Origin of the sequence: Aeromonas sp. QDB54, assembly GCF_027707385.1 — a bacterium.
GTDB classification, from domain to species: domain Bacteria; phylum Pseudomonadota; class Gammaproteobacteria; order Enterobacterales; family Aeromonadaceae; genus Aeromonas; species Aeromonas hydrophila.
In genome coordinates, this window is record NZ_JAPCIT010000014.1 from 1 (window position 1) to 13,860 (window position 13,860).

12 protein-coding genes and 2 tRNA genes are annotated in these 13,860 nt (G+C 63.0%); 10 read left to right on the forward strand and 4 right to left on the reverse strand.

All coding sequences use genetic code 11. From position 1 onward, the window contains the following. The first annotated feature begins 660 nt into the window (after nt 1–660). Together PG881_RS14390 and PG881_RS14395 are read left to right on the forward strand one after the other, a co-directional pair. Nucleotides 661–1,749, forward strand: coding sequence for a hypothetical protein (locus PG881_RS14390; protein ID WP_270800825.1), 1,089 nt, complete (start codon nt 661–663; stop codon nt 1,747–1,749). A gap of 351 nt (nt 1,750–2,100) precedes the next feature. Then, entirely contained in the window at nt 2,101–3,090 is a 990-nt protein-coding gene (locus tag PG881_RS14395) for a D-alanine--D-alanine ligase (protein WP_024944446.1), read from the forward strand. Between the two features lie 78 nt (nt 3,091–3,168). Here the strand turns inward: PG881_RS14395 and PG881_RS14400 are convergent, their stop codons facing one another. Then, entirely contained in the window at nt 3,169–3,582 is a 414-nt protein-coding gene (locus tag PG881_RS14400; RefSeq protein WP_270800827.1) for a VOC family protein, read from the reverse strand. A gap of 166 nt (nt 3,583–3,748) precedes the next feature. Between PG881_RS14400 and PG881_RS14405 the strand changes: the two genes are divergently transcribed. Then, nucleotides 3,749–4,510: a tRNA-uridine aminocarboxypropyltransferase gene (locus PG881_RS14405; RefSeq protein WP_016350599.1), complete on the forward strand. Its 762-nt coding sequence runs from the start codon at nt 3,749–3,751 to the stop codon at nt 4,508–4,510. 208 nt (nt 4,511–4,718) lie between these two features. Beyond that, entirely contained in the window at nt 4,719–5,498 is a 780-nt protein-coding gene (locus PG881_RS14410) for a TSUP family transporter (RefSeq protein WP_011706235.1), read from the forward strand. 75 nt (nt 5,499–5,573) lie between these two features. Here the strand turns inward: PG881_RS14410 and PG881_RS14415 are convergent, their stop codons facing one another. Both PG881_RS14415 and PG881_RS14420 read right to left on the reverse strand, forming a co-directional pair. Then, on the reverse strand, nt 5,574–6,428 hold the full coding sequence (locus PG881_RS14415; RefSeq protein WP_049048737.1) for a LysR family transcriptional regulator: 855 nt from the start codon (nt 6,426–6,428) through the stop codon (nt 5,574–5,576). Between the two features lie 57 nt (nt 6,429–6,485). Further along, the gene (locus PG881_RS14420; RefSeq protein ID WP_270800832.1) at nt 6,486–7,397 is read right to left on the reverse strand and encodes a DMT family transporter; all 912 of its coding nucleotides are present in this window, start codon (nt 7,395–7,397) and stop codon (nt 6,486–6,488) included. A 167-nt stretch (nt 7,398–7,564) separates the two neighbouring features. Between PG881_RS14420 and PG881_RS14425 the strand changes: the two genes are divergently transcribed. The 4 genes from PG881_RS14425 to PG881_RS14440 all read left to right on the forward strand — a co-directional run bounded on the left by PG881_RS14425 (nt 7,565) and on the right by PG881_RS14440 (nt 11,280). Further along, complete coding sequence (locus PG881_RS14425) at nt 7,565–8,452, forward strand: helix-turn-helix domain-containing protein (RefSeq protein ID WP_065477614.1); 888 nt, start codon at nt 7,565–7,567, stop codon at nt 8,450–8,452. Nucleotides 8,453–8,513: 61 nt separating this feature from the next. Then, on the forward strand, nt 8,514–8,636 hold the full coding sequence (locus PG881_RS14430) for a hypothetical protein (protein WP_254902163.1): 123 nt from the start codon (nt 8,514–8,516) through the stop codon (nt 8,634–8,636). Nucleotides 8,637–8,713: 77 nt separating this feature from the next. Then, nucleotides 8,714–10,351 carry an ATP-dependent endonuclease gene (locus tag PG881_RS14435; RefSeq protein ID WP_270800835.1) on the forward strand — a complete coding sequence of 546 codons (1,638 nt, stop codon included), beginning with the start codon at nt 8,714–8,716 and terminating at the stop codon, nt 10,349–10,351. Nucleotides 10,352–10,560: 209 nt separating this feature from the next. After that, nucleotides 10,561–11,280 carry a hypothetical protein gene (locus PG881_RS14440; protein WP_270800838.1) on the forward strand — a complete coding sequence of 240 codons (720 nt, stop codon included), beginning with the start codon at nt 10,561–10,563 and terminating at the stop codon, nt 11,278–11,280. Nucleotides 11,281–11,350: 70 nt separating this feature from the next. Here the strand turns inward: PG881_RS14440 and glgX are convergent, their stop codons facing one another. Beyond that, nucleotides 11,351–13,414 carry a glycogen debranching protein GlgX gene (gene glgX / locus PG881_RS14445; protein WP_270800840.1) on the reverse strand — a complete coding sequence of 688 codons (2,064 nt, stop codon included), beginning with the start codon at nt 13,412–13,414 and terminating at the stop codon, nt 11,351–11,353. Between the two features lie 196 nt (nt 13,415–13,610). Here glgX and PG881_RS14450 point away from each other — a divergent pair. Further along, a tRNA-Met gene (locus PG881_RS14450) sits at nt 13,611–13,687 on the forward strand. A 92-nt stretch (nt 13,688–13,779) separates the two neighbouring features. Next, nucleotides 13,780–13,856, forward strand: a tRNA-Met gene (locus PG881_RS14455). The last annotated feature ends 4 nt before the right edge of the window (nt 13,857–13,860 follow it).

A 13,860-nucleotide genomic window follows, 5' to 3' on the forward strand; every position in this document is an offset into this window, starting at 1 on the left:
ACTAGTACTGAACATAGCTCCAAGACTACCTCTTAAGTTAAGAGGGGCGAAGTGTCTGGATCTTCAAGGGGCCAATCAGTGACCCTCTGTGGCCAAGAAGTCACCCTCGAATACTTCCAACGTGTCCAAGCCCCTTTGCTCATTGACGCCCTTCACTGGTCAGTACCAACCTTGGTCAACTGGATGGAGTCCGCAGGGGTTCCCCTTGGTCAGTTCGCCAGAGTACCCAAGGTGCAGAACTTCCTGATTGAACGGGAAGAAGAACGCCAAGCAGCCGAGAAGGCCCGCAAAGAGGCGGAACACCGAGCATGGTACAATAGCCCTTCACAGGTGGCCCAACGTGCCCGAGACTCTGAGGCACTACACCAAGCCCGTCTAAAACACTCGCAGGAAATGCGTAGTGGTAAGGTCTCCCGCCCCCGTGGTGGTGATGTCGATTACGCACCGACCATCATGTTCGATTAATGGCTATCAACTACCGCAGCCGAGCTGTAAGCAACTCGAAGGTGGGACGCAATGTCCTGCCTTACAAGACCCCGAAGTATCAGCCTAAGGCGAAGCAAAAGACTTCCAAAGCACACCACCAAGCAGTAGCGCCAGCTACGCCACACTACCCGCCCACTACCACCAACAGTAACCACAAAGGAGACCAATAAAATTATGACTATTCGTGCCGCTTATAACCCTTCCGAGCTTTCCCTTGATTCCATGGTCAACGAGAGCGCCCTTCGCGTAACCGTGACCGACCTCAACGCCGAGGTGCCATACCGTAACCGTATTGAGACCGACAACGAGTCCGCCATTGAGCTGACTAATACAGGGGCCTCTAGCGTCTACTTGAAATGTCTAGGCGATAATCTGAACACCATGTTGAACTCTGGTGAATGGGCCGCTGCTATCTCCGAAGAGTCCCACTTTCGTGTCCACCGTGCAGGCGATGAACCTACCCCGATTGTGGTGCCGACCATGGCAAATCGTACCCTGACCGTTAACATGAAAGACCCTTACACCAACAACAAGATTCCGGCAAAGCTGACAGTCCGCCAAGGTGAGACAGTTCGGTCTAAACCCGTGGAAGACTCCTTGATGATTTCCCTGTGCCTTGAGCGTTTCGACAGTGAGGTTGATGGGGTGATTACCGCTAACACCATGCGGTCAGAAATCGCGTCTATCGCGGAGCAGTTGGACACTGTGGTGACCGAAGGCATTATCAAGACTCTGGTCGAGCACAAGAACAATGCCCAATACCTGTCTAGGCAGAAGGTAGCCCTCAAGGCTGGTCAATCGTTCGCTGAACGCCTGGAAGCCATTGAAGACGCCATCGACCATGCGCAGATTGTTGGTAAGCAATTCGGTAACGACATCTCTGATTTCACTATTGGGTTTAACGCTCGGACTATGCGTGACCTGCAACGAGCTGCCCGACGTGCTGGTGCTGCCGATGTAGCCGCTTACCTTGGCTGTGACGTCTATTCCTTCAACGGTAACTCTACCGATGGTGAAGACATTCAGATGGTTGTGGCTCCCCGTCGTTACTGTGCGGTCTCATTCCGTGAACAAGCCGATGGCACCATCTTCGATATTATCGTGAGCCGTCAGGCAGACAAGCAGTCCACTACTTTGGAGCTGATGGGCGTTGCAGATTTGCTAGTTGCTGGTTTCACCAAGGCCAAGACCGAAGACGGTAAGGACGTTGACGTAACCTTACCGCTGGTACAGGTCTATACCGCTGGTGTGGACACCCGGTAATACCCCCCCCCTGAATAGCCCTTAACGTTGCCGCTTCGCAAGAGGCGGCTCTTTTAAGTGTTATGTAATAACACTGCATTAATCCATCTGGACAAAGGAGGTACCACATGTCTAAACCAACGAGGTACTGCTGGCCCTTCTCAAAGCCAAGCCTCTGTACGCCCTGCTGGCTACCTTGCTGACCATGCTAGGGGTAGCCCAAGGGGAAGCCATAGCGGGCCACCTACAGGCGCTAATGGCGCTGTTGATACCCTGATAGCGCAGACGGGTCGTAGGCTAGTATTCTTGACACCATGAAGGCACCAGCGTAGCATTTTAGACACACCCCCAAATCACCAAAACTCTAATCTAATGAAGAACATGCATGTCTTGCTGCTGTGCGGCGGCGGTGGCTCCGAGCACGAAGTCTCTCTGCGAAGCGCAAATTTTCTCGAGCAACAGCTCGGTCTTTTGCCTGGGGTCGACGTGACCCGGGTCGAGATGTTTGCCGACCGCTGGCTCAGCGCCGACGGCCGCGAATGCAAGCTGGGGCTGGACAAGCTGCTGTCGTTTGACAGCGTGGCCCGTCCGGTGGATTACGTGGTGCCCTGCATCCACGGCTACCCTGGCGAGACCGGCGACCTGCAATCCTTCCTCGAGCTGGCGGGCCTGCCATATCTGGGCTGCGACGCCGAGGCGAGCAAGATCTGCTTCAACAAGATCAGCACCAAGCTGTGGCTCTCCGCCATCGGCATCCCCAACACCCCTTATCTGTTCCTGACCGAGCAGAATGACGCGGCGCTGAGCGAGGCGAAAGCCGCGCTGGCCAAGTGGGGCAAGGTCTTTATCAAGGCGGCCTCCCAGGGCTCTTCCGTCGGCTGCTACTCCGCCAGCAACGAAGCGGATCTGGTGAAGGGCATTGCCGATGCCTTCGGTTATTCCGAGCAGGTACTGATCGAAAAAGCGGTCAAGCCGCGCGAGCTGGAAGTGGCGGTGTACCAGTACGGTGACGAGCTGGTGGCCACCTACCCGGGCGAGATCTGCGTGCCGCAGGACAAGTTCTACACCTATGAAGAGAAGTACAGCAGCGCCAGTCACACCGAGACCGCACTGCGTGCCGAGGGGCTGACCCAGGCGCAGGCTGACGCCATTCACGAGTACGCGCTCAAGGCGTTCCGTCAGCTCAAACTGACCCACCTGTCGCGCATCGACTTCTTCCTGACCGAAGAGGGCGAGATCCTGCTGAACGAAATCAACACCTTCCCGGGCATGACCTCCATCTCCATGTTCCCGAAACTGCTGGAGCATCACGGTCACCGCTTCGCCGATTACCTTGAGCAGATCCTGCGCAAGGCGGTCTGAGGCCGGCGCCCGAGCAGGGCTAGCTGAATGATGAATAGGGGCCTGCGGGCCCCTCTGTCGTTGTTGCGGTAGGCGATGTCACATGGGGTCAGGGGTGAACAGCCAGATGTGCGCCCCTTGTGGATCTGCAATCAGGGCCATGCGCCCGACCCCCGGGATATTCATGGCGGGCACCACCACGCTGCCACCGTGCTGGTTGACCCTGAGCACCCTGGTATCGACGTCATCCACCGCGATATAGGTTGCCCAGTGGGGTGGTACGCCGGCCATCTCGGGATTGCCCCGGGTGGCCTGCACGCCGGCGATCGGCCTGCCATTGGCAACCAGCATGGGGTAGTCGCCGCCTTCCATCGCCATGGTCTGGCTCTCCCAGCCGAGCACCTCGGTGTAGAAACGGATCCCGGCCTCGGCATCGGGCAGATAGAGCTCGTGCCAGGTGAAGGTAGTGCCTTCGGCCAGAGCGTGCTCGCGGGCAATATCTTGTTCTGCCATCGTCGTCCTCCTGTGTCCCATGCGTGGGTGCATGGGTTGACGACCAAGTATAGAGAGGCGTGGCCTCCCGGCTTGCCCCGGATGGGGGGCCTTGCTGCGCGGTGGACGGCTCGCTACAATCTGCCCCCTTTTTGTCCTGCCACAGGCATCGCCAGAGCCGCGTTCCATGAAGCCAATTCCCGATCACGCCGTCAATCGCCTGCGCATCTGGCGCAAGAGCGTCTCGACCCGACCCTTTCTCGCCCGTGGCGGCAGCGTGCCGCGCTGCGAAGCCTGTCAGCTGCGCCACGACTGGTGTGCCTGCGAATGGCGCCCCGAGCTCAAGGCCGAGGCCGGCTTCTGCCTGCTGATGTACGACAGCGAGCCGATGAAGCCCTCCAACACCGGCCGTCTTATCGCCGATGTGCTGCCGGATACCACCTGGGCGTTTCTCTGGTCGCGCACCAAGCCCCATCCCGAGCTGCTGGCCCTGCTGGCGGATCCCGCCTGGCAGCCCTATGTGGTGTTTCCCGCCTGCGAGAAGGCGCCGACCCGGCTCACCTCGGTGGTGACCCCGCTCCCCGGCAAGAAGCCGCTGTTCATCCTGCTGGACGGCACCTGGCCCGAGGCGCGCAAGATGTTCAACAAGAGCCCCTATCTGGACGGCTTGCCGGTGCTCTCCATCAAGCCCGATGCGCTCTCCACCTATGGCATGCGGGTAGCGCACTGCGACGAGCACCTGTGCACCGCCGAGGTGGCGGCCTGCGTGCTGGAGGTGGCCGGCGAGCTGGCGGCGGGGCAGGCACTGCAGCTCTGGTTCAATCTCTTCAGCAGCCGCTACATGGCGGGCCGGGTCAGCCGGGCTCCCGGTGAGGATGAGGCCCATCTGCAGCAGGCGCTGGCCGACATCAAAGGCGATGGGGCTACCTGCGCGCCCGATGCTGCCTGAACAAGGTGGGTGAGGGGGCCGGCATGCTTGCCAGCCGCTTCACCGGGGGCATTCATTGATGAAAATCAGGAATCAATTGCCTGCCACTGTTTCGTTAGCTTCATGAGCCAAGCCCCATTAGGATAGCGACCAGCGTTGTTCATCAGGCTCATGGCGAGCCTGCGCCGTGCGGGCCCTTGCCGGCCCCGTCAATGTTGTGAGGCTATGGATGGAATTGGAACTGTTTACCCTGCTTGCCCTGTTCGGTGTGGCCCTGGTGGCCGGCTTTATCGATGCCATTGCCGGCGGGGGCGGCCTGCTGACGGTGCCCGCCCTGCTTGCCACCGGCATGCCGCCGGCGCTGGTGCTTGGCACCAACAAGCTGCAGAGCAGTTTCGGCTCCTTCTCCGCCACCTGGTTCTATGCCCGCAAGGGGCTGCTGGAGTGGCACATCATCTGGCCGGCGGTGATCTGCACCTTCATCGGCGCGGCGCTCGGCACCCTGGCGGTGCAGACCATCGACGCCGCCATCCTGGAGCGGTTGCTGCCCTTCCTGCTGATGGCCTTCGCCTGCTACTTCTTCTTCTCCCCCCGGGTGAGCGATGCCGAGAGCTCTCGCCGCCTCGCTCCCATGGCGTTCGCCCTGCTGGTGGGCGGCGGGGTGGGCTTCTATGACGGCTTCTTCGGACCGGGCACAGGGTCGTTTTTTGCCATCGGTTTCGTGGCGTTGGCGGGTTTTGGCATGGCGCGGGCTACTGCCCACACCAAGCTGCTCAACTTCACTTCCAACATCGCTTCGCTGCTGTTTTTCGCGCTGGGTGGCAAGGTGGTGTGGAGCGTCGGCTTCTGCATGGCGCTGGGCCAGTTCATCGGCGCCCGTTTCGGCTCGAAAATGGTGCTCAAGCAAGGGGTAAAGCTGATCAAGCCACTGCTGGTGACCGTCTCCTTGCTGATGTCCGCCAAGCTGGTGTGGAGCCAGTACCCCGAGCTGTTTGCCTGGCTGGGGTAAGCGCTTTTCGCTGAGACCGGCAGTCAACACAAGGGGGCCCGATCCGCAAGATCGGGCCCCCTTGTGTTGTGGCGCTCAGCCGGCCAGCGGTTGGAAGTGGGCTTGCAGGGCCTGCACCAGCTGGGCGATGCGCGCACGCTTGAGGCTGTTTGGCCGATAAACCAAATGCAGCGGACGGGCGAGCCCGGCGAGGGGGCGAGCCTGGGTCCCCTGTGCGCCGACCAGCGCCAGCAGGCCGGCCGGCAGCAGCACAGGGCCGATGCCGGCCTTGGCCAGCTCGATCAGCGCCAGGTAGGAGTCGAGCTCCATGGCGGGGATGAGGCCAAGGGCCGCCAGCGGTTCGCGCAGGTAGCGGTTGGAGGGGTTGTCCAGATCCATGGTGAGGATCTGGCGCAGCCCTTGATCGGCGTTTTCCCCCTCGCGCTGATCGCCTTCCACCAGATAGAAGGGCTCCTCCAGCAGCAGTCTGGCCTCCAGGCCATGGCCGGGCGGCAGGCGCCCGGCGCAGATGCCGAGCAGGGCGTCGCCGCTGCGCACCCGCGCCAGAATGACCGGAGTGTGGTGGGTGGAGAGGGCAAGGTGGGGATCCTGTCGCAGGTAGTCGTGCATGAAGCGGGCGAGGTAGCCCGCCAGCAGGGTCTCGGAGCAGGCGACGGGCAGGGGAGTGAGGTCGGTGAGGGTCTGGCTGTCGGCCAGCACCCCCTTCATCTCGGCGAGGCTGGGAGCGACCCGGGCCAGCAGCTCTTGTGCCTGAGGGGTGAGCCTTATCTGGCGCCCGTCCGGCTCGACCAGCTTCTTGCCGAGGCGCTGCTCCAGCTGGGCGATGCGCTTGCTCACCGCCGACTGGCTGATATAGAGCCGGCTGGCCACCTTGGCCATGGTGCCTTCGCTGGCCAGCAGGCAGAGTGTCTCCAGCCCTTCCAGTAACATATCGCCTCCCGTTGTCTGCGTAGGAAGGCGTTACCTTAGGGGCTGACGGGGTTGGGATCAAGCATCCTTCGCCGCCCTGGCGGGGCGCAGGCGCCACTCCCGCAGGGGCGGTGTGAAGATCACCAGGTTGCCAAGTAGGCTGATCATGACCCCCACCACCGACACCGGCTGCCAGACGAACCCCTCGTAGAAGGTGGAGAGCGTCAGCGCCACCAGAGGGAATAAGACGGTGGCGTAGGAGGCCTTGCTGGCGCCGATCCGCCCCACCAGAGTGAGGTAGGCGGTGAAGGCGATGACAGAGCCGAACAGGGCGAGATAGACCATGGCCGCCAGGTAGTGACCATCGGTCGGGATCACCAACTGCTGGCCGAGGAGGGTGACCCAGCCCAGCAACAACACCACCCCGTAGATCATGCCCCAGGGCACCAGTTGCAGCACATGGTAGCCCTGGCGCTGGCCGCGGGCCGAGACCAGGTTGCCGAGCGAGAAGCAGAGGGTGCCGCCGCAGGCGAGCAGCAACCCCTTCCAGCCGTTTGCACCCAGTTGGGCATCCGCCAGCACCGGCCAGAACAGCAACAGGGTGCCAAGGAGCCCCAGCAAGGATCCTTGCAGCCAGCGCAGGCCGGGTCTTTTCCCCTCGAACAGCCAGAGGTTGAGGCCGTTGAAGATGCTGGCACTGGCGAAGATCACCGCCGACAGGCCGCTCGGAATGTAGAGGGTGGCGTGGTAGAAGCAGAGGAAGTTGGTGGAAAAGAGCAGGCCGCCGAGCAGGGCGGCATAACGCTGGCCGGCCCAGGGCAGGCGCGGAAAGCGGCCTCTGGCGGTGAGCAGGGCAAACAGCGCCAGCGCCGCCAGGGCGAAGCGATAGAGCACCGAGACCTCGATGGGAATGGGGCCAAGCTGCCAGGCGATGGCGATCCAGGTGCTGCCCCAGATAAGGACGGTGGCAAGATAGAGCATCAGATTCATGGGGTATCCGGTGAGATGACAACGACATGGGATCAGCATGCAGCGGGCGGCGGTGGCGGGCTTACACCATCTTGCGGTTTTTTACAGGCAGCCGCAGCCTTTGCCGCCGCGCCGCGTTAAGATGGCGCACAAGGGCCATCAGGCAAGCAACAAGAGGAACAGAGCAGGTGCTGCAGACTAAGCCGGCGGGAGTATTCGATGCACTGGTCAGCACGGGCGCGCGCCTGGAGAACGCCTGCTGGCTGGAACCCGGCCTTGGCGTCGCCAGCTGGCGCAACTGTTACGATCAGACCCGCTACCACAAGCCGGGCCACCATACCCTGAGTGTCTACCTGCAAGGGGGCGAGCAGACCGAGCGACTGGACGGCCCGGGCGGCCACGGCGGCACCGGCAAGGTGTGCATCATGCCGGATCACCACAGATCCGAGTGGCTGGTGCGCGAGGAGTTTCGCTTCTTCCACCTCTACTTCACCCCGGCCCACCTGACCCGCATCGCCGAAGAGGTGTGTGACAAGGAGGGGCGCCACCTGCTGCTGGAAGACAAGACCTTCATCGACGATCCCAAGGCCGCCACCCTGGTGCAGGGCCAGCTGATGCAGCTGGACTGGCAGCACCAGGTGGATCGGATGGCGCTCTCCCACGGCGCCTGGATGCTGATGCTGCACGCTTATCGCCACCACACCCGGGAGGCGCCGCCCCTGCCCGAGGTGCGCGGTGGCCTGGCGCCGGCGGTGATCCGGCGGGTGCAGGAGTACCTGCTGGCCCATCTGGCCGAACCTGTCACCCTGGCCGCGCTGGCGCAGGAGGCGGGCCTGAGCGAATACCACTTCGCCCGCATGTTCGGCCAGAGCCTCGGCTGCCCGCCACACCGCTACCTGCTGGGGCTGCGGCTCAAGCGGGCCAAGCAGCTGCTGGCCGGTGTCGACTCCCTGGCCAGCATCGCCATCCAGTGCGGCTTCTCGTCCCAGGCTCATCTTGGCAACCGCTTCCGGGAGGCGTTTGGCCTCACCCCAGGCCAGTGGCGCAGCCAGCTGTCATCCTCCTGTCACAGATAGGCGGCAGATTGGTTGGCAACGAGGAGGAGCCTCGTTCCTTCAACCTGCACAGGAGTTGCCCTTGAATCATCGCAAACGTCAGACCCGCACCCGCCACCTCTGGTTCAGCCACTGGAATGCCCCTCAGGGCCGCCTTGGCATGCCGACCCCGCCCGAACCGCTTGTTCCTCACAGTTCCCGCTGAAAATCGCCACGACCCGATAGGATTTTCCCGACAACTTTGCCACTATTGCGCCATCAGGATGGACTGGATATGGCCGCATGTTTCTGGAACGCATTGAAGTCAAAGGTTTTCGCGGAATAAATCGCCTCTCGCTCGGGCTGGACAATACCACAGTGCTCATCGGCGAGAACGCCTGGGGCAAGTCCAGCCTGTTGCGCGCCCTCTGGTGTCTTCTGGGTCAGGATGCCGAGCCCTATCAGTTCAGTAAAGATGACTTTCACCAGCCCGAAGATCCCGAACTCGAGCCGGCCCGCCACCTGCAACTGGTGCTCACCTTCAGCGAGCACAGACCCCAGATGTGCCTGCACTCCCGCCGGCTGGCCCGGCTTGGGGCTGCCTGGGTCAAGCACAAGGACAAGTTTCACCGCATTCACTACCGCGCCAGCGCCGAACTGCAGAGCGACGGCACCGTCACCACCACCCACGACTTTCTCGACGGCATCGGCAAGAGCCTGCCCATCGACGATGCCCATGAGCTGGTCTGTCTGCTCATCACCATGAACCCGGTGTTCCGGCTGCGCGATGCCCGCACCGCCCGCAACGGGGTGGAGACCCTGCAGTGGGGGGATCTCTCCGAACACAGGCTGAGCGAGCTGGCCGACAAGCTGATCGACGAGCCCCAGCGCATCGGCGAGCCCGAGCTCAAGGAGGCGTTGCAGGCGGTGCGCCAGCTGATGGATCACTACTTCAACGCGCTGGCCCCCATCAAGAACAAGCCGCGCAGCCAGCGGGAGATCGTCAATCGCCCCATGACCCTGCGCAACCCCGGCAATCTGCAGGCGCTGCTGCGCAATGCTGACAACCGGGCGCTGCAACTGGCGATGGCGGGCATGGCGGCCACCCTGCTGCAGGCGCGGGGCAACCGGGAGCTGGAGCAGGGGGCGCGCCCCATCATGATCCTGGAAGACCCGGAGAGCCGCCTGCACCCCACCATGCTGGCACTGGCCTGGGGGCTGCTGGAACAGCTGCCGGGGCAGAAGCTGCTCACCACCAATTCGGGGGACCTGCTCTCTTCGCTGCCCCTCAACCAGATCCGCCGGCTGGTGCGCCGCCAGCAGGACATCGTCTGCCATCAGCTGGGGGGCGAGCGCTACAGCAGCGACGATCTGCGCAAGATAGCCTTCCACGTGCGCATCAACCGCCCCATGTCGATGTTTGCCCGCTGCTGGCTGCTGGTGGAGGGAGAGACCGAGATCTGGCTGCTCTCCGAGCTCGCCCAGATCTGCGGCTACAGCCTGCGGGCGGAGGGGGTGCGGATCATCGAGTTTGCCCAGTGCGGCCAGTCACCACTTATCAAGGTGGCGCGGGATTTTGGCATCGAGTGGCATCTGCTCACCGACGGCGACGAGGCGGGGGTGAAGTACGCCACTTCGGCCCGCTCCCTGCTCAAGGGCGAGCGGGAGCGGGATCGCTTGACCCAGTTGCCGGCGGCGGACATAGAGCACTACCTCTATCACAACGGCTTCGAGGCGGTGTTCCGGCGTGAAGCCGGCGTGGGGGGGCGCTCGACCCTCAACGCCGGGCGCATCATCAACAAGGCGATTCATCATCGCAGCAAGCCGGGCATGGCGCTGGCGGTGGTGGAGGAGGCGGAGCGGCTCGGTGGCGAGCACATCCCGCCGGTGCTGCGCCAGATGTTCGCCCGGGTGGTGGCGCTGGCCCGCGGCCAGGGCTGACCGCTGCCGGCCCTGGACGTAGCTGATGGCGAGGGCCTTGAAATCTTGGCAGGCAAGGCGGCCGGCACCCGTTGGTTGTGTCTGATCGCCAGTCATCAATGGCGGACGTGCTCCCGGCAGGGATTGGGGATGGCGGCGGCTTTGGGTATACTCGGCCCCTTCATCCGGCGCCCATCGGCGCGTTCTGAATCCTTGCTGCTGGAGGCGTCATGTTCGTCCAACTCCCTTTTTGGCTCTTTCCCCTGACCGGCCTGATGGCGCTGGGGGCCCTCATCGCGCTGGGCCTGGTGCTCTGGCGCGGTGATCTCTGCCCGGGCCAGCGCTCGCGGATCACCACCCAGCTCTTCTCGGTCTGGGTGATCACCGGCCTCTCCCTGATGCTGGCGGTGGAGGCCAAGGCGGCCGACTGGCTGATCTGGAGCGGAGCTGCCGCCCTGATCCTGGGAGTGGTGCTGTCGCTGGCCCAATCCAGGCTGGAGGGCAAGCGTGCCATTCCCGCCACGCTGTTCTGGCTGCCGGCCATGCCGCTGCTGGTCTATGGCATCGGCTTGCTGCAGATCCAGGGCTGGCTAGGTGGCTTGCTGCAGATGGTGCTGCTGGGGGCGGCCTTCGCCCATCTGATGCTGCTGCGGGCCCGTCACCGCCTGCAGGCGTTCAATACCCTGCTGCCGCTGGCCGGGCTGGTGGCCGCCATCCTGAGTCTGCTCTGGCTGGCAGTGCTGGTGGGCTGGCAGGGGAACGGCGCCAGCCTCGATGCGCTGATCCCCGCTGTGCTGACCCAGGCGGCCCTGCTGATCGCGGCCTTGCTGCTCTGGTTCAGCCCGCTCTATCGCCAGCAGGAGACGGCGCCGGTGGTGGTCTCCACCGCCCTGTGCGGCCTCATCATCGCCCAGCTTGCGGCGACCAGCGTGTTGCACCAGCTGGCCTGACAGACTGGCGTCATGAAAAAGCCCACCCCGGTTGCCCGGGGTGGGCTTTTTGCTGGCCGCAAGCCGTCCCTTAGTAGAAGTCGTCGGCGCCGCAGATGAAGAGGCAACTGCTGCGTGGCTGGGCCAGGTACTCCCGGGTCAGCCCCTCCAGCGGCATGCCGAAGGTGCTGATGTCCTCGGGCGAGGGCAGGGCGGTATCCAGGATCCGGCGCCAGTAGCCACCGACTCCCTTGGGGGGGCTTGGCAGATTGAAGGTGAGCGGTTCCCAGTAGGCGTTGAACAGCACGTAGAGAGCCAGCCGGGTTTCGCTCGACAGGGCCGACATGGCGATGGCGTGGGAGTGGGGGCTGAAGTCCGGCTGGGCGGCGTTGACCCCGTGCCAGCAGATCTCGCTGTGGCGCAGGATCTCGGTCAGCGACAGCGGCATGCTCTCCTGCTCCGGGCGCTGGAACAGGTGCTTGCGATACTGGATCAGCTCCTTCATGAAGCGGAACATCTCCTGGCCCATGGCGTCGGGCTGCCACTGCATCCAGCAGGTGTCGTTGTCCTGGCAGTAGCCGTTGTTGTTGCCGTGCTGGGTGCGCAGCACCTCGTCCCCCATCAGCAGCATGGGGGAGCCCACCGAGAGCAGGGTGGCCACCATCATGTTCTTGGCTTGCCGCAGGCGCAGGGCATTGATCTGGGGATCCTCGCTCGGCCCCTCCTGGCCGTGGTTCCAGCTGAAGTTGTGATCGCAGCCGTCCCGGTTCTGCTCGCCGTTGGCGTCGTTGTGCTTGCCGTTGTAGCTGGCCCAGTCCCACAGGGTGAAGCCGTCGTGGCAGGTGACAAAGTTGATGCTCTTCTCCGGATCGGCGTGATGGTAGTGGTAGATGTCCGGGCTGCCGCACAGCCGCTCCACGAAGGGCATCACCGCATTGTCATCCCCGCGCAGAAAGCGGCGCACGTCGTCCCTGAACTGGCCGTTCCACTCGCGCCAGCGGGCGCCGGCCAGGCTGCCCACCTGATAGAGGCCCCCCGCATCCCAGGCCTCGGCAATGAGCTTGATGTCGGCGATGCGGGGATCGGTATCGATGGTGCGCAGGGTCGGCGCATTGGCCTGGGGCTGGCCCGATTCGTCCCGCGACAAAATGGCCGCCAGGTCGAAACGAAAGCCGTCCACGTGCATCTCCTGGCGCCAGAAGTGGAGGCTGTCCATGATCATGCGCAGCACCACCGGGTGGGCGCCGTTGAAGGTGTTGCCGCAGCCCGAATAGTTGGTGTCCTTCTGATTGGCGTCGAGGATGTAGTAGGCCTCGTTGTCGATGCCGCGAAACGAGAAGGTGGGGCCATCGTCGCCCCCCTCGGCGGTGTGGTTGTAGACCACGTCCAGGATCACCTCGATGTTGGCCCGGTGCAGCGCCTTGACCATGTCGCGAAACTCGGTGAGGGGATCCTCGCCGCTGGCGTACTGGGCGTGGGGGGCAAAGAACGACATGGGGCTGTAGCCCCAGTAGTTGGAGAGCCCTCTGGGGGAGTCCTGGGGATCGAACTGGAACACCGGCAGCAGCTCGACCGCGGTGACGCCGAGGGATTGCAGGTAGGGGATCTTCTCGATGAGACCGAGGTAGGTGCCGCGCAGGGCGGGGTCGACCCCTGAACTCGGCGACTTGGTAAAGCCCCCCAGATGCAGCTCGTAGATCACCGAGCGGGAGAGGGAGTGGGCGGGCAGCTTGTCTCCCTCCCAGTCGTAGTGGCGGGTGTCTACCACCCGGTTCTTGGCACACTCCGCCAGGTTGCTGCCGGGGCGGGCCGCCGTCCAGCGATCGTAGTTGGCTCCCAGCTCGATGCTGCGGCCATACGGATCCAGCAGCACCTTGTCCGCATCGAAGCGGGTACCGTAGTAGGGGCGCCAGGGGCCCTGGATGCGATAGGCATAACGTTGACCGAGCTCGATGCCCTCTATATGGATGTGCCAGTAGTAGGCGGTCCGGTTGAGGCGAGGGGAGAGCGGGATCACTTCCGGCGTGGCGTCGTCGGCGCTGGTAAACAGCAGCAGTTCGACCCGGCTGGCGAGGCGAGCCCAGATGGCGAAGTTGACGCCGTCGTGCTCGGGTGTGGCCCCCAATTGACGGCAATGACCGGCGGAGATGCGCATGATAAACCTACCCAAAACGAGGAGTTACAAACCATCTGAGTGTAGTGCGCCAAGCTGGCCCCAAACCTGCTTGTCTGAAAAATCGGCGCTCTGTTGCAAATTCCTGCGATTTGTGCCGGTTTAATCTTCGAATGAAGTTTTTTTAGGATATTTACTTGCAATCTGAGCGCCGGCGCCTATTATTGGCGACCTCAGACGCGGGGTGGAGCAGCCCGGTAGCTCGTCGGGCTCATAACCCGAAGGTCGTCAGTTCAAATCTGGCCCCCGCAACCATCTGAGTTCTTGTATCAGGATTGCCTTGCAATAATTTGATAAACAAGAGAATTCGAACAGGCTACTGCTCAGCCTTGACGAAAAAATACGGACGCGGGGTGGAGCAGCTCGGTAGCTCGTCGGGCTCATAACCCGAAGGTCGTCGGTTCAAATCCGGCCCCCGCAACCAACTA

Bases quoted from the DNA above. Each gene is read 5' to 3' on its own strand.
- PG881_RS14435 (WP_270800835.1), top strand. From the start codon at position 8,714: ATGTTTCTGGAACGCATTGAAGTCAAAGGTTTTCGCGGAATAAATCGC.
- PG881_RS14390 (WP_270800825.1), top strand. From the start codon at position 661: ATGACTATTCGTGCCGCTTATAACCCTTCCGAGCTTTCCCTTGATTCC.
- PG881_RS14400 (WP_270800827.1), bottom strand. From the start codon at position 3,582: ATGGCAGAACAAGATATTGCCCGCGAGCACGCTCTGGCCGAAGGCACT.
- PG881_RS14420 (WP_270800832.1), bottom strand. From the start codon at position 7,397: ATGAATCTGATGCTCTATCTTGCCACCGTCCTTATCTGGGGCAGCACC.
- PG881_RS14415 (WP_049048737.1), bottom strand. From the start codon at position 6,428: ATGTTACTGGAAGGGCTGGAGACACTCTGCCTGCTGGCCAGCGAAGGC.
- PG881_RS14395 (WP_024944446.1), top strand. From the start codon at position 2,101: ATGAAGAACATGCATGTCTTGCTGCTGTGCGGCGGCGGTGGCTCCGAG.
- PG881_RS14405 (WP_016350599.1), top strand. From the start codon at position 3,749: ATGAAGCCAATTCCCGATCACGCCGTCAATCGCCTGCGCATCTGGCGC.
- PG881_RS14410 (WP_011706235.1), top strand. From the start codon at position 4,719: ATGGAATTGGAACTGTTTACCCTGCTTGCCCTGTTCGGTGTGGCCCTG.
- glgX (WP_270800840.1), bottom strand. From the start codon at position 13,414: ATGCGCATCTCCGCCGGTCATTGCCGTCAATTGGGGGCCACACCCGAG.
- PG881_RS14440 (WP_270800838.1), top strand. From the start codon at position 10,561: ATGTTCGTCCAACTCCCTTTTTGGCTCTTTCCCCTGACCGGCCTGATG.